We start from the raw sequence: 24,060 nt of genomic DNA on the forward strand, positions 1-24,060 counted from the left end.
CACCTCCCGCAGCCCTTGTGTCTTGCGGTTTTGCCCTGTGGATAAGCTGACGCTCCCCAATGGGAACAGGAGTAACAACGTGAAACCAGTAGTGATTAAGCGGGACGGTTGCCAGGTCTCTTTTGACGAGATACGCATCAAGCAGGCCATTGAGCGGGCCGCGCTGGCTGCCGGAGTGGTCGATGACGACTACTGTGCTACCGTCGCCCGAGTGGTCGCTCAACAGATGGAACAGCAGTCACGTGTCGATATTCATGAAATCCAGCAGGCGGTTGAAAACCAATTAATGGCAGGCCAATACAAACAGTTGGCCCGTACTTACATCGAATATCGTCATGACCGCGATGTGGCCAGGGAACTGCGCGGCAGACTGAACCAGGAGATCCGTGGCCTGGTTGAACAGAGTAATTTGGCGCTGTTGAACGAGAATGCCAATAAAGACAGCAAAGTGATCCCGACCCAACGTGATCTGCTGGCAGGTATTGTCGCTAAACACTATGCCAAACAGCATATTTTGCCACGTGACGTGGTGCTGGCCCATGAACGTGGGGAGATCCACTACCACGACCTCGATTACTCGCCATTCTTCCCGATGTTCAACTGCATGTTGATCGACCTGCAGGGCATGCTGACGAACGGTTTCAAAATGGGTAATGCCGAAATTGAACCACCGAAGTCAATTTCCACCGCCACAGCGGTTACCGCTCAGATCATCGCACAGGTAGCTAGCCATATTTATGGCGGTACCACCATCAACCGCATTGATGAAATTCTGGCTCCTTTTGTCAGTGAAAGCCTGGAGAAACACCGGAAAGTGGCACAAGAGTGGCAGATCCCGGATGTAGAAGGCTATGCGATGGCGCGTACCGAAAAAGAGTGTTACGACGCCTTCCAGTCGTTGGAGTATGAAGTCAATACGCTGCACACCGCCAACGGCCAGACGCCATTTGTCACTTTCGGTTTTGGCTTGGGCACCGGTTGGGAATCGCGGTTGATTCAGCAATCGATCCTGAAAAATCGCATTGCCGGCTTGGGCAAAAACCGTAAAACCGCGGTATTCCCTAAACTGGTTTTCGCCATTCGTGACGGCTTGAACCACAAGTTCGGTGACCCCAACTACGACATCAAGCAGTTGGCGCTTGAGTGTGCCAGCAAGCGTATGTACCCGGATATTCTTAATTACGACCAGGTAGTTCAGGTCACCGGTTCATTTAAAACGCCAATGGGTTGCCGCAGCTTCCTGGGTACCTATGAAGAAAATGGCGAACTGATTCACGATGGCCGCAACAATATCGGCGTCATCAGCCTCAACCTGCCGCGCATTGCCCTGGAAGCCAAGGGGGATGAATCACGTTTCTGGCAGTTGCTTGATGAACGGTTATTACTGGCCAAGAAAGCCCTGATGACGCGCATTGCACGCCTGGAAGGCACCAAAGCGCGTGTCGCGCCAATTCTATATATGGAAGGGGCCTGTGGTGTCAGGTTAAACGCCGACGATAATGTCGCCGAAATCTTCAAACATGGCCGTGCTTCGATCTCATTAGGCTATATCGGTGTGCATGAAACCATCAATGCCCTGTTTGGTGCCGGGAAACATGTTTACGATGACCAGCAATTACGCGCCAAAGCTGTGGCGATTGTAGAACGCCTGAAAGCCGCCACCGATAGCTGGAAAGCGGAAACCGGTTATGGCTTTAGCCTGTACAGTACGCCAAGTGAAAACCTGTGTGATCGCTTTTGCCGTTTGGATACCAGTGAGTTTGGTGTGGTGGAAGGGGTAACCGACAAAGGTTACTACACCAACAGCTTCCATCTGGATGTTGAGAAAAAGGTCAACCCTTACGACAAGCTGGACTTTGAGGCCCCCTATCCGCCACTGACCAGCGGCGGCTTTATCTGTTACGGCGAATATCCGAACCTGCAGCACAACCTGAAAGCGTTGGAAGATGTATGGGATTACAGCTACAGCCGCGTCCCTTACTACGGCACCAATACGCCGATCGATGAGTGCTATGAGTGTGGCTATACTGGCGAGTTCTCTTGTACCAGCAAAGGGTTTACCTGCCCGAAATGCGGCAACCATGACCCGGCAAAAGTCTCGGTCACCCGCCGTGTTTGTGGCTACCTGGGCAGCCCGGATGCAAGGCCGTTTAACGCCGGTAAGCAGGAAGAAGTTAAACGCCGGATAAAACACTTGGCCAACGGGCAGCTTGGTTAATTGCCCATAATGATGGGTATTAGCGATGGGTATTCTTGGCGAACCAATAATACCCATCATGGCAACCGCAGGTGTCGGCGTGGAACAGGTAAGAGATAAATGAATTACCATCAATACTATCCCATTGATGTGATCAACGGCCCAGGCACACGTTGCACGTTGTTTGTTGCTGGCTGCGAGCATCAATGCCCGGGCTGCTATAACAAAAGCACCTGGCGGCTCGATTCGGGTATCGCGTTTACCCCACAAATGGAAGCGCAGATAATTGCTGATCTCAATGATCAGCGTATTCCACGCCAAGGGTTATCCCTCTCAGGGGGGGACCCCTTGCACCCAGCCAATGTCCCGGCCATATTGCAGTTAGTCACTCGCGTGCGCGCTGAATGCCCCGGTAAAGATATCTGGTTATGGACTGGCTACAAGCTGGAAGATCTCGATAATGCGCAGATGAAAATCGTCAACCAGATCAATGTGTTGATAGATGGAAAATTTGTCCAGGCCTTAAAAGACCCGGCGCTGATTTGGCGTGGCAGCAGTAATCAAGTGGTACATCAATTACGTTAAGCGGGGAATTTCTCTCGTTGATGGGTGATCGCTAAAATTTTTATTGCCTCATCCAAAACGACGTATATCACTAATAACGATGCTTTACTCACCAACAATTTTCGCGCCCCCCGTACCAAGGCCTACCCAATTGTGGGTTATCCGACAACCGCTCGACGGCCAACGCAATTTCAATATCAACTTGCTCGGCCACCAATGGATTGATTGGATAAAGCAATTCAAAAATGCGTTCTCGATCCTGTAACGCAACGTCGTCCCATACGATGCGCCTAGCAATCGTTATTGAGTGGTGTATTTTGCTCTGATTTTGGCTTTGAAGTTTTCCATTCTTTCTGCAACTTGCTGTCCATCAAGAGAAACGGCCTTTCCCTGATGCAAACGGGCAAAAGCGGCATCAACCCTTTCCTGCAACCAATTTTCATGCTGTTCAGATGCCCGCTGTTCGGCCGCCATTTGATATATTAAATGGCGGCATGCCTCACTGAGCGTGGTACCTTTAGACTCTGCTGCTTTCTGTGCCAGCAATTTGGTTTCATATTCAATACGAAATTGGATACGGCTTTCCACGTTTAGCACTCCTACTTTGATTCTATGTTTACAGCCTGATGACGTGTTAGCACATCGGTGACAACAATATAAGCAAAAAAGATTAATTTCTGCGCTGTTTATCCATGCTCCTCTCAGCCTAGGCTCCCGCTCACGGCGATTTGAGCTGAGGGGATATTATCCCGCCTTGATTTGGTCAGACTCCAATACCTTAACGCCATTACCCGGGGTTAGCGCCTCGGTCAACAAGGCTTGTGCCACGTCTTTGGCAGCGACACTACGCCATTTACCGGGTAACAGGTTAAATAACGGCGCAGTCAGCCGCTCCAGCAAACGGGCGTGAGTACGCTCCCCCGTCAGCATTGACGGGCGCACCAACGTCAGGCGTGGCCAATGCTGTTCACGCAGCGCTTGTTCCATTTGCCCTTTGGTGCGGTTATACAAAAAGAGGGAACCGGGGTTCGCCCCTAGCGCGCTGACCACCAGGCAGTGTTGCGCCCCCAGCCGCTGCCCGGTAAGGGCGGTATCAACCACCAGTTGGTAATCCACATGGCGGAAAGCGTCGGCGCTCCCGGCCTGACGACGCGTGGTTCCCAGGCAACAAAACACCCTATCCACTGGTTCCGCCAACGAGTTCAACAACTCGTGCAGATCTTTCCCTACCGGGTTTTGCAATTTACTATGAGGGGGCAGTGCGCTACGTGTAGGAGCCACTATACGGCTGACCTGGCTGTCTAATTGCAACAAATGCAACAGTTCGCCCCCTACCAACCCACTAGCGCCGGTGATTAATACTCGTGCCATCAGATCCTCTTTATCTCTTTGACCATTTGCATAGAGTATACCTGTTATCAATCAGGCTGCCGGTAGAAGATGGCGAAACCATACTCTGTTGCTATCTCACTGCATCTTAATTGAATTTCGGTATATCATGGACTTGATTTCAGGAAACGAGTCGCTACAGGGAGGTCATATGAAACGTCTTTGGGCAAGTCTGCTGTTGATTATTGCAGGCTTCTTTTGTGGTGTAGTTATCTCAACGCTTAATATGGCCTTCGAACCCAAGTATTGTGGCGAGACCTGCGCCATAAATGCCCTGAACTCATTACTAACCTGGGTTGTAATATGCGCTATTATCTTCCCTGTTATCGGTCTGCTGGTGTGGTCTCGAACAGGCCAAACCTGCCGTAGCCTGGCCACTATCACCGTGATACTGGTATTGATTTCGACACTGCCTGCTTTTTCAATTTATGGTTATGGATTACATAAAAGATATTGGCCGGATGACTGGAAGCGCCATTATCCCAATGGCGACTTTAGTTATATGATCATTGCCACCAAACCAGTGACAGTCAACACCACCGGCACTGAGTCGAAAACCCAAATAAAAATCTGGGAACGCTGCCTACTCGGCAGCGCTCAATGCGATACCAAACCCCACAGTGTTGAATTGCTATGCCTTGGTAGCGGGACAGTTGTCTCGATCGATGAATCACACTGGCGCGCCTTCCAACGCATTCCTGAAGAAGACCTACAGGGGTCAACTGATGCCCCCAAAGATATGCACTTATGCGCCGTACCGTGATGTTGCTCGCTGTTTGTTTCTGGCTCCAACTGTTCTTGACCCCGACTTAGTTGACCCTACCTAATGGGGCTGGGCGATATACCGCATGGCGGAAGCCACAGAAACAGAGCCCGGCCCCACCACGGTTTTAAAATAACTGAGCGGTTTCAGCTTAATCATGGTGCCTTTATAAAGCGGGTTTGACCTCTGTGACAAACGTCGGCAGATCCCAGGTGCCGCCCAAATGGATATAGCTGCACATACCGGTGGTCGCTTCACGGCTTTTGTGGAAGGTTTCACCATCCCATAGCCAACGTGCTGTTGAAAAGCAATCCCCCAATCCGCGCCCTCTTTGTCCTAGGGAAATCACCCCTTGACTATAGCCTGAAGCGGAATTGGTCACCAAAACCGGGTCAGTTTTCAATGCATTGTCGATAACCCAATAACCATAACCTTGGTTATAGGCGGCTCGCCAACAGAGTGTAGAGATCAACGCATGGTCGTTACCCAGTGGGGTCAGTGTTAAGGCATCCTCATGGTCCGCAGATGTGCCTAAATCTGAATTATTCTTCAAATCAAACCATAGGTGCTCACAATCATCCGGTTTTAACATTGCCAACAGTTTTGGTTTTAACGCTGCTATTTCTGGTGCAGTGAGTAGACGCTCCGGCACATCACTCACTTTGACCCATTGAATCACCGGGGCAGGAATCGCTGCTGGTACGCTGCTTTCCGGTTTATCGCCTTTTTTAGTCAATGCACCCGGAGTGCCAATACGCCCTTGCACATCATCCATTTTCAGTAATACGGCAGTGGCCCCATCCCCGGATAATACAAAAGAAACTGGCCCACCTTTAAATTCAACTTTGCCACTGCCGTTGACCGTTTTGAGCACCGCCAGCGTTTGGTTGCTTGATAAATGCCAGATGCCCTCTTGAGTGGGTTGGACGCTACCCATCGATTTATCGTTAATCCATAGGGTCAATTTGGGTACCGGGGAAGATTCATTAGACTCAATATCCGCCAACGTCACCGCCCCAGTGGGTTGCGTACCCGGGCCAGCAAGGCGGGTAATCAGCACTGAGCCCGTGGCCCCCTCCTCACCGTTACTGTAACCCGCCGCACGGCAGGTATGAGTGTTATCACAAACCAGCTCCCAGTTTTTGTGTGCAAAAGAAACCCCCTCATCCTGCGCCATCGCCGAAGAAATAAAGCTACCAGCCAATACTAATGCCGCTATTTTTTTATGGTTCATGGGATACCGCATTAAGGAATAGTGGAAGTGTTCCCACAATATAAAGAGCTGCGCGGAATAGTGCTACCGGTGCGAGTGACGCAGGTTAGCCGACTGCGGAGGCGCACCGGTATACACCCGGTGCGATAACAAAGAAGGGGGAGTGATGCCAAACTTCAGGCCAAGGGAACAGAGAGAATAGTTAGAGCTGCCATTCAAGAATAGGCCAGTGATGCTCATCAGCAAGTTGACGTAAACCCGGATACGGATTGACGGCGTAGGGGTGGGCTACTGCCTGCAACATCGGCAAGTCATTGTGGGAATCGCTGTAACCGAAACTGCCCTGCCAGAGGTCTGGCTGCTCACCGAATAGCTGCTTGATGCGGGCCACTTTGCCCTCACGAAAGCTCAGCGTACCGTATGTCTGGCCGGTCAACCTGCCCTGCTCTTCTTCCAGCAGGATGGCAACGCAGTGATCCATCCCCAGCATCTGGGCCATTGGTGCCACCAAGTGTTCCCCGGTGGCGGAAACCAATATCAAGGTATCACCCCGTTGGCGATGCCATTCGATACGGGCTATCCCTTCCGGGTAAACACGCTGGCGCAACACCCGCTCAATAAAGTCCTGACTCTGTTGGCCGAGCCACTGACGGGACTTGCCCACCAGCGGCTGTAAGGTAAAAGCCATATATTGATGCATATCCATCTTGCCCTGATAGTAGAGCGTCATCATGGCTTGTTCCTCAGCAAGCATCGTTGCCGGAGCCAACTGTTGCGCCACCATATATTCCATCCACAGGCTAGAAGAGTCGCCGCAGAGCAGGGTATCGTCCAAATCAAATAGTGCCAGTGCCATCACCACTCCTGGTAATTACTTAGGTATAAACCACAAGAAAAAAACTATCAGCTAGGCAACTTCACAAAGCTGATCCCGAGCAACCGCCAGCGTCACTGCGGTACCCACTGGCAGCAGAGTGATCGCTTCCGGCCGCAACGCCAGCTTGCCACTAAACTGTGCGCCAAATAGAGACTTGCCCTGCTCCGGCCCCAACAGGTTATAGTTGCCAATAAAACCCACCACAAATTCGCTGGCAGGTTGCGTATAAATCTGGTCTGGCCTGCCGCTTTGCACTATCTTCCCTTGGTTCATCAGGAAGACCCTCGATACTCAATGAGTTACTGAACGCTTGCAGGTAAAAAGGCGAGCTGAGTATCTCTTGGTAATTATCGATGCCCCAACCTTCTGATGTCTGAAAACTCCCCACCAGCACCCACACCAAGGGAGCTAACTGGAACAAGAACATCAACAGGGCAAAAGGCAATAACACCAGTGCCGGAAGCCGGTGACGGCGGACAGCGTGCGGGATCCGCTGTTGATCCCGCACTGTCTGGGTTGTTGCAGACATCATCAATGCACCTCAGGTAACAAGGCCGCCTTGAGTAGCGATGGGCCGCGCGATTTTTGGTGAGCAACCCCGAGCAGATCCGCCATCAGTGCACAGAGCTGAGTCTGCTGGATGCTGGCTCCTGCAGGCCATTGTGCGACGAAAGCATCGCCAAACAACCACAGCGGCACTGTGCGCTCTTCCGGCAAAATGCCACCGTGGCTCAAGTCGTTATTCATGCCGTGATCCGAGGTCACCAGTACCTGATACCCCTGCGCCAACCACTGAGGCAGAAGATCCGCCAGCAGGCCGTCCATGCGCCGCGCCTGATTACGATATTGGCGCGAATCCAGCCCGAAGCGGTGACCGGTGTCATCCACACCCATTGGGTGGATCAACAAAAAGTCGGGATCATATTGGGTTCTCAGCCACTCGCCATCCATCAGCAGATGGCTGTCCGGGTAGCTGTCATCGCAGTAAAAACAGCCATGCTGGATCGGCAGTTGTTCATCATGGGTAAAACGATCCCGGTTGGCTTGCCAAGGAGCGCGATTGTACAGCTCGCTGATCCAGTGGTAAGCCGCCGCCGCGGTGGTTTTCCCCGCCGCACGGGCAAGATGAAAGATAGAATCATGTTGGCTCAGGCGGCAAATGCCATTGTGAGTGATGCCACTGGCCACCGGCGCTACCCCAGTCAGGATGCACTCATAAAGCGGGCGGGAAAGAGAAGGTAGAGCACAATTCAGCTTGGTATAAAGACCGCGCTCCGCTTCCACCATCCCGGCCAGGTAGCCCATGGTATGGGCTATCTCAGCACTGAGGCCATCAACAAGTACCACTATTACCTTGTGTTGCACATTCATCCCTTACTTCATGTTGATCATGACAAATTCTTGCCACTTGCGCGGCAGTTCTTTCGAGCTTTTCTCCCACGCCGCCTGGTCAATCACTGGCTTGGCATTGGCATACTGCTCGGCAGCAATTAATTTGCTCTTCACATCATCTGGCAATATCACATTGCTGCGGATCGGGCGGGCGTAACCACGAGCCAGGTTAATTTGCCCCGCATCAGAGAGGATGTATTCGCGCGCCAATTTTGCTGCATTGGGGTTCTTGGCCCACTTGTTAATGATGGTGGTATAACCGGCGGTCACTGAGCCATCGCTGGGGATCACCACATCAAACTTGTTTGGGTCGATCCGGTCACGGTAGTTAAGGGCGTTGAAATCCCACAGTACCGCCACTTCCACTTCACCCTTCTCAATATTAGCGATGGTACCGGTATAGGCCAGCATCCAGTGGCCGTCAGCATCTTTGGCCCAGTTGGGAATATCACCCCAGGTGGTAGGCTTGTAAGGCTGGGTTACCCCTTGCTTAACCGCTACTTGCCCAAAGGCGCCGCCTACGTCACCGATATCGGCGGTAGCATTAGCTTTTTCGGCAGAGAATTTGGCAATTTCCTGCGCTGAACTCATGTCAGTATCCTAATGCTTGATACCGTAGATACTGCCCAATTGCTGCCAGGTATCTTTCCAGTTAGCCCAACTATCAGGCATGCCGATACTATTGAGCTGGCCTTCTCTGCGGGCTGCTTTTTCCAAATCGGCAATATTGTCGGCGGCAAAGAGCTGCTGGCTCAGTGCCACCATGGTCAATGCACTTGCCATCACTTTCTTTATCATTTCACTCCCCTGGACTCGATTAATTATGGTTTGAGGGGCATGTTAGAGGGTAAATATGACGGTTACGGTGTAGTTTGATGATGGTTTGGTGACAGCCCTGTTACGCCAGAATCACAACAGGTGGGAAGCTAACACGCGGCGGAAAAAAGCGCTGACGGACAGGCTCCAGCCCCTTGTTGCTGCCACTTGCCGTAATGAATGAAGCTGATGGGTGAGCCGTTAATCCGCACGCTGCCAGTAGAGCTTTTTACCAAAACCCAAGGTGTTATCGGTCATCTTCACCTCTTGCAAGGTGATCTGCCAGACGGGGGTGTTCATAACCTTGGCGACCGGGAAACGCTTGCAGTAATGTGCGCTGGCCTGTTGGGCTTCATCCCCTTGCAGTAACCTGATGTCACCGGCGTATTGCACCCCTTTAATCAGGGCGATGCTCTTGGGTTGTGGCGCAATGGTGCCCACCACCTGGTGATGTTGCTGCATCAGCGTGCCGTGGCGGGTATGGGGTTCCGTCATTAACCACAATGCCATACGCGGCGCATCAAACACATAAAAGCAGTTGGCGCACCACATATCCAAACCGTTGCCAGCACACAACGTGAGCAGATGCTGCTGGTTGAGAAAACGGATAATATGTTGTTGGTCTTCGCTGGGGTTCACGCTGAGTCTCCTAGAGCAGAGAATATCTTATTGCCGAGTTTAACCGCCAAGAGCCATCATTAACGATTACCCCCACCAAGGCTAAACAGCATAATTCTCATCAAATCTCGCATAAAAATGCAAATTCAGTTACAAGAATGTCATAACAATGGAGATACATTCTGCCTTATAATCCCGCCTTTAATACTTAAAATAATACGCAGTGCTTGCCAAACCGCTGGAGGAGTGAGAAAGCCCCCTGCAGCTTGATTGATGGCGAGCCGATTTGCCAGTGGAATACGTTGACCAATGAAAAAACTAAAAATTGCCGCCAACACAAAAACGGTAGGATGCTTTACCACCACACGTGAAATTATCGATGTGCATCAAAGTGATTTTAATGATGTTGCTGCCATCGTCCTGGCGATTGAAGATGTACAACAAGGTATGTTGGTTCAGTTAGCAGAAACTGGCCTGGATATCCCGATTTTTGTCACGGTAAGTGGCGAACAAGAGCTAGAGAGCAGCGTATTAGCGGCTCTGTATGGGGTATTTGAACTCGGTAGCAACAACAGCCCATTGTATGGCAAACAGTTGGAAGCCGCCGCAGTGAAATATGAAAGTGAACTGCTGCCGCCCTTCTTTGATACCCTAACCAAGTATGTCGAAATGGGTAACGCGACCTTTGCTTGCCCTGGGCACCAAGGGGGGGCATTCTTCCGCAAACACCCTGCTGGCCGCCAGTTCTTTGATTTTTACGGTGAAACTATCTTCCGTTCGGATATGTGCAATGCCGATGTCAAGCTGGGGGATCTGTTGATCCATGAAGGTGCCCCCTGCGAAGCACAACAATATGCCGCCAAAGTATTCAATGCCGACAAAACCTATTTTGTGCTCAATGGGACTTCAGCCTCCAACAAGGTAGTGACCAATGCGCTGCTAAGCCGTGGCGATCTGGTGCTGTTTGACCGAAATAACCACAAATCCAACCACCACGGCGCACTGATCCAGGCGGGGGCCACTCCGGTCTACTTGGAAACCGCGCGCAACCCCTTCGGCTTTATTGGCGGGATTGATTCCCACTGCTTTGCAGAGCCCTATTTGCGCCAGCAAATCCGTGAAGTTGCCCCTGAACGCGCCAATGAAGCGCGCCCGTTCCGCCTGGCGATTATCCAATTGGGCACGTATGACGGCACTATTTATAATGCCCGCCAAGTGGTAGACACCATTGGCCACCTGTGTGACTACATTCTGTTTGATTCTGCCTGGGTGGGTTACGAGCAATTTATTCCGATGATGAAAGATTGCTCGCCACTGTTACTGGAGCTGAATGAAAACGACCCGGGCATTATCGTCACCCAATCAGTGCATAAACAGCTGGCTGGGTTCTCGCAGACCTCACAAATCCATAAAAAAGACAAACATATCAAAGGGCAAGATCGCTACTGCAACCATAAACGTTTTAATAATGCGTTTATGCTGCATGCTTCCACCAGCCCGTTCTACCCGTTGTTTGCCGCCTTGGATGTTAATGCCAAAATGCATGCAGGCAAGAGCGGACCACACCTGTGGAAAGAGTGCGTTCACCTGGGTATTGAAACACGCAAAATGCTGCTGGCAACCTGCTCGATGATTAAACCCTTTGTGCCAGAGCAGGTTGATGGCAAACCTTGGCAATCTTACAGCACAGAAACCATGGCGAATGACCTGCGCTTTTTTGACTTCGTACCCGGGGAGAAATGGCATGCTTTTGAAGATTATGCTGCCTCACAATATTTTGTTGACCCCTGCAAGCTACTGTTAACCACACCCGGTATCGATACCAGCAATGGGGAATATAGCCACTTTGGTATTCCAGCCACTATTTTGGCTAATTACCTGCGTGAAAACGGTATTGTGCCGGAAAAATGTGACCTCAACTCGATTCTGTTCCTGCTGACGCCGGCAGAAGACAGCGCCAAAATGGCCCACTTGGTGGCACAGCTTGCCCGTTTCGAAAAGCATATCGAACAGGATTCATTGCTGAGTGAGGTGTTACCGACGGTGTATAAAAACCATCAAGCGCGTTATCACAACTATACGTTGCGCCAACTGTGCCAGGAAATGCACGATTTATACGTCAGCCATAATGTTAAGCAATTACAAAAAGAGATGTTCCGCAAAGCACATTTCCCACCCGTGATGATGAACCCGCAAGATGCCAATACGCAGTTAGTGCGTGGCAATGTGGAATTAGTCGCCTTGGCACAAGCAGCAGGCAGAATTGCAGCTGAAGGAGCCTTACCTTACCCACCAGGGGTGTTATGTGTTGTCCCCGGTGAAGTTTGGGGCGGCGCGGCACAACGTTATTTTCTGGCATTGGAAGCAGGGATTAATTTATTACCTGGCTTCGCCCCTGAGCTGCAAGGTGTGTACATCCAGCACGATGAAGATGGCTGGAGCCGAACCTATGGATATGTATTGACATCCTCCCCGCCCTAAAGGGCGAGGATCCCTACAGCGTTCAGACCGAAGCCTGACTCGCCTCGGTGGGTTCCTGCTTCATCGAGCGGCCTAAAGCTGCCATCTCTCCACAGGCTAACGCGGCGTGCCCCGCCGCTAAAATATTACGAGCGCCGTTTATATCGGCGTTCTCTGTATATCCACATTCCAGACACTCGAACTGACTTTGTGACTGGCGGTTTTCTTTCGCTGTATGACCACAGCAAGCGCATTTTTGACTGGTGTAGGCTGGATTAATCGCCAGCACCTGCCCACCGCGCCAGAGCTGTTTGTACTCAAGCTGGCGGCGAAGTTCGTACCACCCCTGATCTAATATCGAACGGTTTAAGCCTGATTTTGCACGGACGTTGCGCCCATGCTGGATTACCGTACCCACTGCCGACTTTGACATGTTGGCAACTTTCAAGTCTTCAATGACGATCATTGCGTGGTTTTTGCTGATTGTCGTACTGACTTTGTGAAGGTAGTCGCGGCGAATATTTGCGATACGAGAATGCAGGTTTTGTACTTTGCGTTTTGCCTTCTTCCAGTTGTTGCTTAACTTCACCTTACGGCTCATTTCACGCTGAAGTTTGGCAACTTTCTTCTGATTGGTTTTAAAGCTGTTTACAGGCTCAAACACAGTGCCATCAGAGAGCGTAGCGAGTTTTGCTACACCAGCATCAAGACCTACCATCGATGTTGAGGTATGAGCCGGTTCAGTGACTACGTATTCAGTCTGAATACTCATGTACCACTTACCGCATGACTGGCTAACCGTGACGTTTTTCACCTCGCCAACAACCTCACGGCTGTTGCGGTAGCTTATCCAGCCCAGTTTTGGCAACGATATACGGTTATTTTCCTGATCGAGCTTCACACCTTGCGGATAGCGGAATGAATCACTTTGACCACGTTTTTTAAGCCGTGGGAATGAGGCTCTTTTTTGGAAGAAGTTTTTATAGGCTCGCTCAAGGTCTTTTAACGCCTGCTGTAAAGACTGAGAAGGTGACTCTTTCAACCAGTGAGTTTCAGGTTCTTTTTTCCACTCAACCAGCCATGCGGCCATTTTTACATAGGGAAGGTATTTGTTTCCCGCCTCATGATTTTCATTCTGTAACGCCAGTGCGCGGTTAAAAACAAAACGACAAGCCCCAGAGAAGCGCCGCATATCACGCTCTTGCTGACCATTGGGTCTTAACTGGAATTTAAAGGCTTGCAGTCGCTTCATACCCACAATTATACTCTTGGCCTATGACAAAAGAAATTGATATTCGTCGATGAAAAAATTGTACTTTCCTGATGCATGTTCACTTGGTCTTTGTCACCAAGTATCGACGCAGAGTATTTGATCAGGATGCTATCGAGAAGCTACGAAATTACTTTGCCAGTGTATGCGCTGATTTCGAGGTTGAACTGGTCGAGATGGACGGCGAAGGCGATCACGTTCACCTGCTGATTAACTACCTGTAACGGCTCGCGTTTGAAACCCTATGGGCTCGCATTTACCCACTTTTTGAGCTCACAATAATTGCAAATGAAAATCCCTCCAGGCTCACATTAAGTGACAATGAGCTCGCATTTATCTTTGTCGGCTCGCATTTCATCATCATCGGCTCACAATAACTGCAAATGAAAATTCCCCATTGCACTACCCTGCGTCTTTTATGAGTACACATCAAACTGACGTCAGGATAAAAGCAAAATACTGTCCAGTTGAAGCCTTTTCTTGATTTTCTAGACACTTCTCGCCGCATGTCTATGAACCTAACCTGACACTACTGTTCAAAAAATGCACTTAACGTACATTTCCGTACGGTTGGGCTTCAGACCCCTGTGCGACATTAGGCTGTATAAATCGTTGTTCTCCGATTTGAGAGAACCGCCTGTATCACCATGTGAACCTAGGATCCTGAATAAAGTAGCGAGTCTGACAACGTAACAAAACGCATTCTGATGCGTGGGATACAAATCGTGAGAGGCGTGTCTTCCTGGCAACCACAGTCGGGTAAGTGCAAGGTAGTCAGTACGGTGAACATAAGTGAATCTACGTAGAACGCGTCACGAGGTAAGCAGCGGAAGTGGTTAACACGCTGTGGCCAAAAGGCACCGAGGGTGGGTAGAAGACTATGGGGTTATCTTCTCGTGATCCATATGCCCTCCGCATTCAAGTAGGCACCTAACCTGACACACGAGATATACGGAACATGGTAAGCCCGTATCCGACTTAATGAACCTGGCCGTACCTTCTGGGCAAAAGTTAACGTGAAGTTCTGACGCTGTCTGAGACAATGGCAGTCGGCCACGATAGTTTCCAGGACCATAAAATTAAATAAAAACAATGAATTATCTCCTTAGCGTGGTTTTTCATTGGCCTTCAAACCCCGTTACTCTCCGCCAAGGATCGGACGGAGGGGGCGTGATTGAGATTATGCATTTAGTTAATAAATATTTGTGTGTTTGATTACAAAGTGTTAACATTTCGCCACTTTGATTAGATTTGATATCCTTTATTTATTGTCACGGAATACACTGAATGGATAACCAAAATATCTTTCAATTGATGGAGCAGGAGCGAAACAATTTATTTTCGGCATTAGATAAAATTGCTTACGATCCCGCCGGCGGTGATGCTTATATTCATGCGATACGATCGTCCATGATCACACATTTGCCACTTCGGATAAGCGCCGCTTTAAGTCAACAAAAAACTTCGATCAAACCAAGGCCATACCTTATTTTAAAAAATGCGCCGGTAGATAAAGAGGTCTTTTTCTCCCCTTGCCCCAATCAATATACGCCCTCGGCTAAATCGGGGAACATCAGTGAAAATTTTTTGGTCGGTATATCTTCGTTAATTGGTGAACCCTATTCTATGTATTTCGAGGGGAAAGAGTTAATTAATAACTTGATCCCAAAACGCGAAGCCAAAAATGAATATACCGGTCTGGGATTCGACGTTGAACTGGACTTCCATATTGAAAATGCGGCCCTGAAACACCTGGAGCAGTTCAACGTCTCACCTATGGCCTGCTGTTGGCTGGCGTGCGCCGCGATCCGAACAGCCCGATGACGCGCATCTCCGATTCGCGTCTGGCCATCGCTCAGCTTAGTCGCGAGGATGTAGAAACGTTGGCCAGTCAGTTGTACAGCATCAAGCTGCCGTACCGCTGGCGCCAATCTACGCAGGTCGAGCGTGAAGAGACCGAGTTGGTACCGCTGATTTCGCAAAACCACGTGTTGCCGGATGTTAGCGCAGTCTTCTATCCCGGCATGATTGTGGCCAGCACGCCGCGAGCGGAAGCTGCGCTGGAACGTTTCTATAGTCTGGTGAAAGAAAACGCCATCGGTATCGATATTTGCCCGGGTGATTTGGTTTATATCGATAATCGCTTTGTGCTGCATTCGCGCGATAAATTTACACCTTCTTTTGATGAAAAAGATACGCCGTTACGCTGGGTGCAACGTGTCTTCGTTTCGGCAAATTTGTGGAATCACCGTAACCTCAATCAGGTTGAAGGGCGTATTTTCTCGATTTAAGGCCATCATTCATGTTAAACGTTTTTCTTTCTATACTGCCCATTTTTTTGTTAATCGTATTGGGCTATTTGTCCAAGCTATATGTTAAAGATGTTGCCGTATTCTGGGGCTTCTCTGACAAGCTTGTTTATTACCTTTTTTTTCCGGCACTATTGATATTAGATATCAGTGAGGCGGATTTTAGCGGTGCGGACAGTTTTTATCCCGTCGTGGCGACCATTATTTCCACTCTGGTTGTTGCGCTGATTATTTTCGTTGGGAAGCTGTTCTTCAATACTTCATCCGCTCTGTTTACCTCCATTTTTCAGGGCGGAGTAAGATACAACTCTTATGTATTCATCGCACTCTCACAATCGCTGTTTGGCAGTGAGGGGGTGGCGCTGTCCGGCTTCTTTGTGGCATATATGATCATTCTGACCAATATCATGAGTGTGTTGGTGATGAACCACTACGGCACCGGTAGCAAGAAAAGCCTGAGTGGCGCGCTGCTGGCACTGACGAAAAACCCACTGATCATCGGCGCGCTGTTGGGGGTGCTGATGAACCTGTGCAACCTACACATTACCGGCGCGATAAAACAGCTATTCGTGTATTTGTCCAACGCTGCAACGCCACTGAGCCTGATGTCGGTGGGCGCGGGGCTGATCGTCAGCATGAATATCCGCAAGCTGGTTTCCATCTCTTATGCGACCATGCTTAAATTGGTGGCAATGCCTTTGATTACCATTGCACTGGTTCACTATTTCGGCGCCACCGGCGTGCCGGCCAACATCGCGATTCTCTACTCCGCCGTCCCTTGCGCCGGCAACGCTTATATTTTGGCGCGGCAAATGGGCGGCGATCATGAAGCGATGGCCTCCATCATCACCTCGACGACGCTGCTGTCGGTCATCACCGTCACCTTCATCCTAGGCAGCGTAGCCCTTTAACACTGGCGCCGGGCGGCAATAGCTGACCCGGCGTTTTCGGTTCATGGTTTGTCTATGGTGTATGTGCATGTATTTACTGTTACTGAACTTCATGGCGTTTTCAGAGGCTTCAGCCGCTTTGTTACCGCCACGACTGCTTTGATTACTACCTGTAGCGGCTCGCATTTCATCATCATCAGCTCACAATAACTGCAAATGAAAAACGTCATATTGGCAACCCCACCGCCAGCATCCGATCACGTAGTTCTGTCGTTCGCGCAGGATCGAGTTGATTATTGAACAAGGCTCTGATTTCTGCAGGTTTGGCATCAAATTGCTCCACCATATCTTTCAAGCGATAACCATGGCGTGTTAACGTCGGCTCCAGGTCGTCAAGCTGGCGCGAGAGTACCGATTCGATCAGAGCTGCAGTTATTGGCTTTTCTCCCGTCTGATAACCCGCCTCCAGGGCCAGCGTCAGATGCAACTGAACCTGAAGCGGGGTCCGAAGTTTCATCGCCAATAAATCAATGGCGTCAGTAGTGAGAACCTCTTCCGACTTCCCTTTTCCTATACTGGTTTTTAGCAGCCATTGAATGTATTCCCGTTGGCTACCGGCTATGCCGTCCAGCGTGAAAATATCAGTCCGATATCCAATCTCTTCCATCGTGGGACGTCTCGGGTCATTACGTAGTTTTGGGTGGCCAGCTAAAACGACTGATAGCCGCCCACCACCGTCTTCCACGACTTCCAAGTGGGTAAATGCGAGCCTGACTGATTTCAAATGCGAGCCGCTACAACTACCCACCAAAGTTAGCGGTATCAAATCTTGTTAACAGCCTCAAGGGTGTGTCTAGCCGATTACTTCGTCGTGATCGCCCTGACATTGCAGCTCGGTATTACTACAAAGGTGTTCTGTGGACGCCGAGCTACTTTGCCAGTAGCTCGGCGGATCGCCAATATCCATCATCAGGCAATACATTGAGCAACAGCAAACACCAAGTTAGGTAGAAAACCGTGCCTTATATCCTCGCCCTGAAGGACGGGGTTTTACGGCACACCGGATAAAAGATTAATTTCCCAATTGGCAGTTTTTTACTGCCAATATACTCGTCATACTTGAAGTTAGATGTCTGTTGGCTTTACATGGGCAGTGCAGATATCCTCCCCCCGGATCCTCCCTGCCCAGCTCCCTGTATGGATGAGTTTTTTTGTATAAAACAGGCGCATACTGCACAAAACGCAACCACAGGTGGTCAGGATGAAACGTGCAGTTTTCGCTACTCTTTTTCTGCCAGCAATGGCACTTGCCTCATGGACTGCGGCCGATTTCCCTGCCTTTACGCCTGCAGGTAGCGGTCAATGGATTAGCCAGCAATCACTCCCCAAAGGGACCCGCCCCTTAACAATCCATTTTGACCAACAGTGTTGGCAACCTGCCGCCGCCATTAAGCTCAATCAGAGCTTACCACTTGAATCCTGCCACGACGCCACACCGCAGTGGCACATTTTCCGTGATGGCCACTACCAGCTCAAAATAGACACCCAAGCCAGTACGCCGACACTGGTGTTGAGTGTCGCCAGCGAGGACGACGCGACACCACAAGTCTTGGCCCGTCAGTGCCCACGTTGGGACGGTAAACCGTTAACCATCGAGGTGGGCCATACCTTTGCTCAGGGCAGCCATGTCCGGGAATTTTACAGTGGGCAAATCGCTCAGGTACAAAATGGGAAAATTACGCTGCAACCGGCAGCCGACAGCAATGGTCTGCTGCTACTTGAGCAGGCTGACACCGCCAGCCCTGCACCCTTTAACTGGCATAATGCCACGATATACTTCGTGCTAACTGATCGCTACGTCAACGGCAACTCGGACAACGACAACAGCTATGGTCGCCATAAAGATGGCATGCAAGAAATTGCCACCTTCCATGGTGGCGATCTACAGGGTCTTGCCAGTAAGCTCGATTATTTACAACAGTTGGGTGTTAATGCGCTGTGGATCAGCTCACCACTTGAGCAAATTCACGGCTGGATAGGGGGTGGCAGTCAGGGAGATTTCCCCCATTACGCTTATCATGGGTATTACCCCATGGACTGGACGCGTCTTGACGCCAATATGGGCAGTGAGACTGATCTGCGCAACCTGGTGGATGAAGCACACAAACGTGGCATCCGTATTCTGTTTGATGTGGTGATGAACCATACTGGCTATGCCACCCTTGCGGATATGCAGCAATATCAGTTCGGTGCACTCTATCTGCAAGGTGACGAGCTGAAAAAAACCTTAGGTACACACTGGAATGACTGGAAGCCAGGCACAGGACAAACCTGGCACAGCTTTAATGATTACATCAATTTCAATGATCCACATGCCTGGCAAAAATGGTGGGGAAGCGCGTGGGTTCGTGCCGATATTGGCGATTACGACAGGCCTGGCTTCGATGACTTGACGATGTCCGTTTCCTTTTTACCCGACCTGAAAACGGAATCTACTGAGCCTTCCGGCCTGCCCGTGTTTTATCAGCACAAACACGATAGCCAGGCTGCAACCATTGCCGGGTATACGCCACGCGATTATTTGATTCACTGGCTTAGCCGATGGGTACGGGAATACGGTATTGATGGTTTCCGTATCGATACCGCGAAACATGTGGAGCTGGCTGCGTGGCAGCAACTGAAAAACCAAGCCAGCAACTCGCTGGCAGTATGGAAACGCGATAACCCAGGAAAATCACCAGACTCTGGAAACTTCTGGATGACAGGTGAGGCTTGGGGACATGGGGTGATGGAAAGCAAATACTATCATGCTGGCTTTGACGCGATGATTAACTTTGATTATCAGGATCAGGCCGCAAAAGCCGTCGACTGCTTGGCGGATATTGATGATACCTGGCAGACCATGGCAGACAAACTCCAGCAGTTCAATGTGCTGAGTTACCTTTCCTCTCACGATACCCGCCTTTTCCGCGAGGGTGGGAGCGCAGCCGCAGAACTACTGTTACTGGCACCCGGTGCGGTGCAAATTTTTTATGGTGATGAATCAGCCCGCCCCTTTGGCCCCACTGGCTCCGATCCTCTGCAAGGCACACGCTCAGAGATGAACTGGCAGGATGTTGGCGGTAACGCCGCCGCCAATGTAGCGCACTGGCAGAAACTGGGTCAATTCCGTGCCCGCCATCCGGCGATTGGCATGGGTAAACAAACCACCGTGACACTCTCCCAAGGTTATGGCTTTGTGCGTGAGTGGGGTAATGACAAGGTGATGGTGGTGTGGGCCGGGAAACCGTGACTTGGGTTGTTGCTAACAACGACTTCAAGGCGATAAAAGCCAATGTAGCCGCTTATAAGCACCAGTTATTGTCGCGGTTTATCCCCGCTAGCGCGGGGAATACTGTCTCAGGCACTGGCAAACGATCTGGTTTTCCAACGTCACGAAAGTATTACCAAAGCAGGAAGTGTGGACAGTGATAGCTTTATCAATAAAGTTCAATCTGCTGTTTTATCATAGCAGCACCACACTACCTGTTCTCGGAAGTGACAGTAACAATGACCTCTTCAGGTAAAGCCACTCCCCAGCGGTGCATGGCTTCCAATACCTCACGTAAGCTTTGTCCAAGCGGAGTCAACTCGTAAACAACCCGTGGTGGTGTTTCAGCAAAGGCATTACGCGTGAGCAAGCCGTATTGCTCGAACTGTCTAAGCCGGTGGGTAAGCGTATGCGCACTGATACCCGGTAAAGCTTTACGCAATTCGGTAAATCGATGTGGCCCATGTAATAGCTCACGTATGATCAGCGTGGCCCAAGGACCGTCTAAAAGAATGAGAAATCGGGCTACGCCGCAACGCGGAAATTCAGATCGAAACATGAAAAATTTCCTATTAGTGCAGTTGATGTAACTGGTGCAGTATATGCAACAATGGAGTTTCAGTATATTACTTCACCCTACTTTATTTCACTTAGGATAATTCTTATGGCTTACATTGTTCATGGCGCAACAGGGGCTCAAGGGGCTCCACTGTTTAAACGACTTCAGCAGTCAGGCAAGCAGGCGATTGCCGCAGTACGAAACACAGACAAACTTTCCGGTATGCCGAGCATACAAATTGATAATGCGTCTATCGACTCCTTGGTTACTGCCTACCGTGGAGCGGAGGGTGTATTTATTCATTTGCCGCTAGCTGCTGAAGCAGACCGTGTTACTTATGCACACAATATTGCTCAGGCCGTCAAATTAGCCAGACCAAAACGTGTCGTTATTTCGACCAGTGGTATCATTATTGACGAGCCAGGCTCACCACTTCAGGCTCCCGATGACTCGGCGATAGCTATCCTGATCGACGGAGTGCAGAAGACTGGCATTTCTACCGCGGTTGTAGCTCCTCGCTTGTATCTGGAAAATCTGCTACTACCGATGGTCTTCGGTCCAGCGCAATCCGAGGGTGCATTACGTTATCCTCTTCGGTCCGATTTCCCGGTGTCCTGGAGTTCGCATCTTGATGTGGCGGAAGTTGCAGAGCGTCTATTTAATCAGCTGGAGATAACTGGCGTTGTTGGCGTTGGTCAGTTGCCTGGAATGCAGGGGGCTGATCTGGCGCTTGGCATGGCTAAATATCTTGGCCGTGATGTCATATTCGAAAGTATGGAACCCCAAGATTTCGGTAAATTAGTCGAACCATTGATCGGACCTGCCGCTAACGCCGTGGTTGGTCTGTACCAGGCGCTATGGCAAGCACCCGGCAATACTATCTCACCCGCCACTAGCGCACAGCAGTTACTGAACATCATTCCGAGAAATGTCGAAAGATGGCTGACTGAGACACTGAGCTGAAAGGTGTGTACATCCAGCACGATGAAGATGGCTGGAGCCGAACCAACGGGTTGGGAGGCCAAAAATCTGCCCCCACATGCTCTTGATAAAGAAGAACAACGCTTGTTTTACAATGTCAGTGAGCGTAAATTTTTAGCATTCGCAAGCGGAGTCAGTAGGCATAAAGCCCTTTAGCCGCTAGAACACTTGAAAAGCCCCCCAGATACCGTCTGAAATGGGCAAGGCAGGGAACGAAAATCAACATTCATTCCTGTTGCCCTAGGTTTTGACGGTGACATATTTAACATCAGGTCAGAAAGTGGAGTATGAGTATGCTAAACCCCTTGATGCGCATAATAGTATTACTACCCATCGCTTTTTCCGAGCATGTATTTGCGGGCAATAATTATAATACCGCAGATGATCTTATTGCTCATTTTTATCAAAAGGGAAGTAACAAAGATTACCCTTGGCATAAAAAAGTAAATAATCCAGACGAAACTGACGCACTGGATTATTCCATTTGCTATAACAAATTGGTTAGCCAACAACCGCCACAATATCTTATTGTCATGTGCCCTGATGTCAGTGAAATAGCATATGCTAATGCACCGCTCCCCACTGATTACTATGTTCTTGCAAAAACCGCGCAGGGATTTTCTCTGCTGGCGACCGAACAGGAGAGTGGAGGTCAATTTCAAGACGTTATTACTATAGGGCAAGGGAAATGGGCAATACACGAATCAATGAGTGCAATGAATCAGGGTTATGGACAAACTCATGATTCGCTGAATATTGTTGTCAAAGATAAATTTATCCCGGTTGTACAATGGACGTCATGGATGGATAACACCGGGGCGATCGACCCAGATGATCAAGACGCTAAAAATCAGGCAGAAAGCATGGAAAACAAAATCTCGGTCGCGGATGGGCAGCAGAATACCGATTTTTACCCTTTAGTGATTCATTCCACCGGGTTTCATGGCAGTGAGAAATTTGACAAAAAGTATACCATTAACTTTTCTATGGACGCCGGTAAATACCTAGTCCCGGATGAATTGAACGGTGGTTACTAAATGATTTCATGCCCAATCGGATTTGGTGGTGCCTTACATTACTGCGATCCTCACCCAATGTCTTTTGAAGAGTACTTCGCCACTCTCACCTGAAATGGATGAAGCACAAAAGCTTATTAATTTTGGTATCGGTCTGGGCTCTTTACGCTTACACAGTAGTTATCTCGACTCATCCCAACTCGACTATGAAAGCCGGAAAGTCGTTTCACTGAGCTCGTCATGCCTGCTGGCCACTACGTTTACGTCAAGATTAACATTAGCGAAACTGCTTGGACGTGATATGTTTTTTAAACCGGTCCCTTATGTTGATCAAAGCGACTCTATGGCAGGTCGCTTCGAACAAATTTATGGAAATTAGGGGGTTAACGGACTTAAATCCGTCATAAAGCTTCAGGCAGCCAGAGAAGAAGCCGCGTGCGGAACTGGATTACACCATTACATTGGCACTAACACTATGAAACCACGTATTTTTATAGACGGTGAGGCAGGAACTACAGGTTTGCAGATACACTCTCAGCTCAGCAACCGTGATGACATTGAGTTGCTTGAGCTGCCGCGTGCAGAACGCAAGGATCCGCAGAAACGTAGCCAGGCGCTTAACGAATGTGACATTGCGATTCTATGCCTGCCTGACGATGCAGCACGTGAATCCGTGTCACTGGTTAAAAATCCTCGGGTGCGAATTCTGGATGCAAGCTCGGCTCATCGTTCTACCCCTGGTTGGGTTTACGGTCTGCCAGAACTGACCTCCGGCCAAGCGGCGTTGATTGCGGAGGCCAACAGAGTCACTAACCCCGGCTGCTATCCTACAGGGGCTATTGCTTTGCTGCGTCCTCTTACTGAACGGGGCATGGTTCCACGTGATTACCCTGTTAATGTACATGCCATTTCCGGCTATTCCGGTTCCGGACGTTCATTGATTGAAGCCTATGAAGATCCAATCCATCCCGAGCCGGTCAGCGCGGCTTTTCGTGGATATGGTTTGAGTCTGAAGCATAAGCACGTTCCGGAAATGCAACAACAGGCATTATTAACCTATCCCCCCTTATTCACGCCTTCTTACGGAAAATACCGGCAAGGAATAGTCCTGTATGTACCTCTGCATGTAAGACTTTTGCAGGCCGGTATCAGCGCGAAACAGATCCATGACTGCCTGTCTGAATTTTATTCAGACGCTGAGCACATCAATGTTATTCCAGTGGAACAGGCTGCAAAGGTGACGCAGTTAGACCCAGAATATTTGAATGGCACAAATTCTCTCGATATTTATGTGTTCGCCAATGAAGAGGCCGGACAAATTCTTTTGGCAGCGGTATTCGATAACCTCGGAAAAGGAGCCTCCCGCGCTGCAATACAGAATTTAAATATCATGTTAAATAATGTAAGCCAGTAAACACAGCACCAATTCCCCTCTC

Annotated in this window: 21 protein-coding genes and 4 pseudogenes; 13 read left to right on the forward strand and 12 right to left on the reverse strand. The window is 49.8% G+C overall.

Annotated elements, in window-relative coordinates:
- Positions 1 to 79 precede the first annotated feature (79 nt).
- Positions 80 to 2,218, forward strand: coding sequence for an anaerobic ribonucleoside-triphosphate reductase (nrdD, locus tag ACX9GV_RS15460; protein WP_473196114.1), 2,139 nt, complete (start codon positions 80 to 82; stop codon positions 2,216 to 2,218).
- A gap of 99 nt (positions 2,219 to 2,317) precedes the next feature.
- Positions 2,318 to 2,782, forward strand: a complete 465-nt coding sequence (nrdG, locus tag ACX9GV_RS15465; protein WP_473196115.1) for an anaerobic ribonucleoside-triphosphate reductase-activating protein — start codon at positions 2,318 to 2,320, stop codon at positions 2,780 to 2,782.
- 88 nt (positions 2,783 to 2,870) lie between these two features.
- Here the strand turns inward: nrdG and ACX9GV_RS15470 are convergent, their stop codons facing one another.
- From ACX9GV_RS15470 to ACX9GV_RS15480, 3 genes are all read right to left on the reverse strand, one after another.
- On the reverse strand, positions 2,871 to 2,999 hold the full coding sequence (locus ACX9GV_RS15470) for a hypothetical protein (RefSeq protein ID WP_473196116.1): 129 nt from the start codon (positions 2,997 to 2,999) through the stop codon (positions 2,871 to 2,873).
- A 62-nt stretch (positions 3,000 to 3,061) separates the two neighbouring features.
- Positions 3,062 to 3,349 carry a type II toxin-antitoxin system RelB/DinJ family antitoxin gene (locus tag ACX9GV_RS15475; RefSeq protein WP_473196117.1) on the reverse strand — a complete coding sequence of 96 codons (288 nt, stop codon included), beginning with the start codon at positions 3,347 to 3,349 and terminating at the stop codon, positions 3,062 to 3,064.
- A gap of 156 nt (positions 3,350 to 3,505) precedes the next feature.
- Positions 3,506 to 4,132, reverse strand: coding sequence for an NAD(P)H-binding protein (locus ACX9GV_RS15480; RefSeq protein WP_473196118.1), 627 nt, complete (start codon positions 4,130 to 4,132; stop codon positions 3,506 to 3,508).
- Between the two features lie 169 nt (positions 4,133 to 4,301).
- On the opposite strand from ACX9GV_RS15480, the gene ACX9GV_RS15485 reads away from it, so the two are divergent.
- Complete coding sequence (locus ACX9GV_RS15485; protein ID WP_473196119.1) at positions 4,302 to 4,913, forward strand: hypothetical protein; 612 nt, start codon at positions 4,302 to 4,304, stop codon at positions 4,911 to 4,913.
- 166 nt (positions 4,914 to 5,079) lie between these two features.
- Here the strand turns inward: ACX9GV_RS15485 and ACX9GV_RS15490 are convergent, their stop codons facing one another.
- The 6 genes and pseudogenes from ACX9GV_RS15490 to ACX9GV_RS15515 form a co-directional block, all read right to left on the reverse strand.
- Complete coding sequence (locus ACX9GV_RS15490) at positions 5,080 to 6,147, reverse strand: DUF1176 domain-containing protein (RefSeq protein ID WP_473196120.1); 1,068 nt, start codon at positions 6,145 to 6,147, stop codon at positions 5,080 to 5,082.
- A gap of 181 nt (positions 6,148 to 6,328) precedes the next feature.
- Positions 6,329 to 6,982, reverse strand: a complete 654-nt coding sequence (locus ACX9GV_RS15495; protein ID WP_473196121.1) for an HAD family hydrolase — start codon at positions 6,980 to 6,982, stop codon at positions 6,329 to 6,331.
- Between the two features lie 51 nt (positions 6,983 to 7,033).
- Positions 7,034 to 7,276: a hypothetical protein gene (locus tag ACX9GV_RS15500; RefSeq protein ID WP_473196122.1), complete on the reverse strand. Its 243-nt coding sequence runs from the start codon at positions 7,274 to 7,276 to the stop codon at positions 7,034 to 7,036.
- Positions 7,277 to 7,534: 258 nt separating this feature from the next.
- Complete coding sequence (locus ACX9GV_RS15505) at positions 7,535 to 8,368, reverse strand: alkaline phosphatase family protein (protein ID WP_473198048.1); 834 nt, start codon at positions 8,366 to 8,368, stop codon at positions 7,535 to 7,537.
- A gap of 9 nt (positions 8,369 to 8,377) precedes the next feature.
- Positions 8,378 to 9,190, reverse strand: a pseudogene (locus ACX9GV_RS15510) (ABC transporter substrate-binding protein).
- Between the two features lie 222 nt (positions 9,191 to 9,412).
- Complete coding sequence (locus ACX9GV_RS15515) at positions 9,413 to 9,850, reverse strand: YhbP family protein (protein ID WP_023490608.1); 438 nt, start codon at positions 9,848 to 9,850, stop codon at positions 9,413 to 9,415.
- 288 nt (positions 9,851 to 10,138) lie between these two features.
- On the opposite strand from ACX9GV_RS15515, the gene speF reads away from it, so the two are divergent.
- The gene (gene speF / locus ACX9GV_RS15520; RefSeq protein ID WP_473196123.1) at positions 10,139 to 12,310 is read left to right on the forward strand and encodes an ornithine decarboxylase SpeF; all 2,172 of its coding nucleotides are present in this window, start codon (positions 10,139 to 10,141) and stop codon (positions 12,308 to 12,310) included.
- A 22-nt stretch (positions 12,311 to 12,332) separates the two neighbouring features.
- Here speF and ACX9GV_RS15525 read toward each other — a convergent pair whose 3' ends face one another.
- The gene (locus ACX9GV_RS15525) at positions 12,333 to 13,541 is read right to left on the reverse strand and encodes an RNA-guided endonuclease InsQ/TnpB family protein (RefSeq protein ID WP_473196124.1); all 1,209 of its coding nucleotides are present in this window, start codon (positions 13,539 to 13,541) and stop codon (positions 12,333 to 12,335) included.
- 68 nt (positions 13,542 to 13,609) lie between these two features.
- Here ACX9GV_RS15525 and tnpA (ACX9GV_RS15530) point away from each other — a divergent pair.
- The 4 genes and pseudogenes from tnpA (ACX9GV_RS15530) to ACX9GV_RS15545 all read left to right on the forward strand — a co-directional run.
- A pseudogene (gene tnpA, locus ACX9GV_RS15530) lies at positions 13,610 to 13,777 on the forward strand (IS200/IS605 family transposase); the annotation flags it as partial.
- Between the two features lie 1,069 nt (positions 13,778 to 14,846).
- Positions 14,847 to 15,383: a hypothetical protein gene (locus ACX9GV_RS15535; protein ID WP_473196125.1), complete on the forward strand. Its 537-nt coding sequence runs from the start codon at positions 14,847 to 14,849 to the stop codon at positions 15,381 to 15,383.
- On the forward strand, positions 15,380 to 15,850 hold the full coding sequence (locus tag ACX9GV_RS15540; RefSeq protein ID WP_473196126.1) for a TauD/TfdA family dioxygenase: 471 nt from the start codon (positions 15,380 to 15,382) through the stop codon (positions 15,848 to 15,850). Before ACX9GV_RS15535 ends, ACX9GV_RS15540 begins: the two co-directional genes overlap by 4 nt.
- An 11-nt stretch (positions 15,851 to 15,861) precedes the next feature.
- Complete coding sequence (locus ACX9GV_RS15545) at positions 15,862 to 16,779, forward strand: AEC family transporter (protein WP_473196127.1); 918 nt, start codon at positions 15,862 to 15,864, stop codon at positions 16,777 to 16,779.
- 205 nt (positions 16,780 to 16,984) lie between these two features.
- On the opposite strand, the pseudogene ACX9GV_RS15550 reads toward ACX9GV_RS15545, so the two are convergent.
- Positions 16,985 to 17,512 (reverse strand): annotated as a pseudogene (locus tag ACX9GV_RS15550) (ExeA family protein); the annotation flags it as partial.
- A 44-nt stretch (positions 17,513 to 17,556) separates the two neighbouring features.
- On the opposite strand from ACX9GV_RS15550, the pseudogene tnpA (ACX9GV_RS15555) reads away from it, so the two are divergent.
- Positions 17,557 to 17,834, forward strand: a pseudogene (tnpA, locus tag ACX9GV_RS15555) (IS200/IS605 family transposase); the annotation flags it as partial.
- Positions 17,835 to 18,019: 185 nt separating this feature from the next.
- On the forward strand, positions 18,020 to 20,050 hold the full coding sequence (locus ACX9GV_RS15560; protein WP_473196128.1) for an alpha-amylase: 2,031 nt from the start codon (positions 18,020 to 18,022) through the stop codon (positions 20,048 to 20,050).
- A gap of 229 nt (positions 20,051 to 20,279) precedes the next feature.
- Here the strand turns inward: ACX9GV_RS15560 and ACX9GV_RS15565 are convergent, their stop codons facing one another.
- The gene (locus ACX9GV_RS15565) at positions 20,280 to 20,627 is read right to left on the reverse strand and encodes a winged helix-turn-helix transcriptional regulator (protein ID WP_023492040.1); all 348 of its coding nucleotides are present in this window, start codon (positions 20,625 to 20,627) and stop codon (positions 20,280 to 20,282) included.
- A 105-nt stretch (positions 20,628 to 20,732) separates the two neighbouring features.
- Here ACX9GV_RS15565 and ACX9GV_RS15570 point away from each other — a divergent pair, with 105 nt between their 5' ends.
- The 3 genes from ACX9GV_RS15570 to argC all read left to right on the forward strand — a co-directional run bounded on the left by ACX9GV_RS15570 (position 20,733) and on the right by argC (position 24,038).
- Positions 20,733 to 21,590 carry an SDR family oxidoreductase gene (locus tag ACX9GV_RS15570; protein ID WP_473196129.1) on the forward strand — a complete coding sequence of 286 codons (858 nt, stop codon included), beginning with the start codon at positions 20,733 to 20,735 and terminating at the stop codon, positions 21,588 to 21,590.
- A gap of 311 nt (positions 21,591 to 21,901) precedes the next feature.
- Entirely contained in the window at positions 21,902 to 22,645 is a 744-nt protein-coding gene (locus tag ACX9GV_RS15575; RefSeq protein ID WP_473196130.1) for a hypothetical protein, read from the forward strand.
- Positions 22,646 to 23,099: 454 nt separating this feature from the next.
- Entirely contained in the window at positions 23,100 to 24,038 is a 939-nt protein-coding gene (gene argC / locus ACX9GV_RS15580) for an N-acetyl-gamma-glutamyl-phosphate reductase (protein ID WP_473196131.1), read from the forward strand.
- The last annotated feature ends 22 nt before the right edge of the window (positions 24,039 to 24,060 follow it).

It is taken from the genome of Serratia sp. 25CWL12, from assembly GCF_055790885.1.

Excerpts from the sequence above, each read along its gene's own strand:
- nrdG (WP_473196115.1), top strand. The coding sequence starts at position 2,318 with ATGAATTACCATCAATACTATCCCATTGATGTGATCAACGGCCCAGGC.
- ACX9GV_RS15480 (WP_473196118.1), bottom strand. The coding sequence starts at position 4,132 with ATGGCACGAGTATTAATCACCGGCGCTAGTGGGTTGGTAGGGGGCGAA.
- ACX9GV_RS15485 (WP_473196119.1), top strand. The coding sequence starts at position 4,302 with ATGAAACGTCTTTGGGCAAGTCTGCTGTTGATTATTGCAGGCTTCTTT.
- ACX9GV_RS15490 (WP_473196120.1), bottom strand. The coding sequence starts at position 6,147 with ATGAACCATAAAAAAATAGCGGCATTAGTATTGGCTGGTAGCTTTATT.
- ACX9GV_RS15495 (WP_473196121.1), bottom strand. The coding sequence starts at position 6,982 with ATGGCACTGGCACTATTTGATTTGGACGATACCCTGCTCTGCGGCGAC.
- ACX9GV_RS15500 (WP_473196122.1), bottom strand. The coding sequence starts at position 7,276 with ATGAACCAAGGGAAGATAGTGCAAAGCGGCAGGCCAGACCAGATTTAT.
- speF (WP_473196123.1), top strand. The coding sequence starts at position 10,139 with ATGAAAAAACTAAAAATTGCCGCCAACACAAAAACGGTAGGATGCTTT.
- ACX9GV_RS15525 (WP_473196124.1), bottom strand. The coding sequence starts at position 13,541 with ATGAAGCGACTGCAAGCCTTTAAATTCCAGTTAAGACCCAATGGTCAG.
- ACX9GV_RS15535 (WP_473196125.1), top strand. The coding sequence starts at position 14,847 with ATGGATAACCAAAATATCTTTCAATTGATGGAGCAGGAGCGAAACAAT.
- ACX9GV_RS15540 (WP_473196126.1), top strand. The coding sequence starts at position 15,380 with ATGACGCGCATCTCCGATTCGCGTCTGGCCATCGCTCAGCTTAGTCGC.
- ACX9GV_RS15545 (WP_473196127.1), top strand. The coding sequence starts at position 15,862 with ATGTTAAACGTTTTTCTTTCTATACTGCCCATTTTTTTGTTAATCGTA.
- ACX9GV_RS15560 (WP_473196128.1), top strand. The coding sequence starts at position 18,020 with ATGAAACGTGCAGTTTTCGCTACTCTTTTTCTGCCAGCAATGGCACTT.
- ACX9GV_RS15565 (WP_023492040.1), bottom strand. The coding sequence starts at position 20,627 with ATGTTTCGATCTGAATTTCCGCGTTGCGGCGTAGCCCGATTTCTCATT.
- ACX9GV_RS15570 (WP_473196129.1), top strand. The coding sequence starts at position 20,733 with ATGGCTTACATTGTTCATGGCGCAACAGGGGCTCAAGGGGCTCCACTG.
- ACX9GV_RS15575 (WP_473196130.1), top strand. The coding sequence starts at position 21,902 with ATGCTAAACCCCTTGATGCGCATAATAGTATTACTACCCATCGCTTTT.
- argC (WP_473196131.1), top strand. The coding sequence starts at position 23,100 with ATGAAACCACGTATTTTTATAGACGGTGAGGCAGGAACTACAGGTTTG.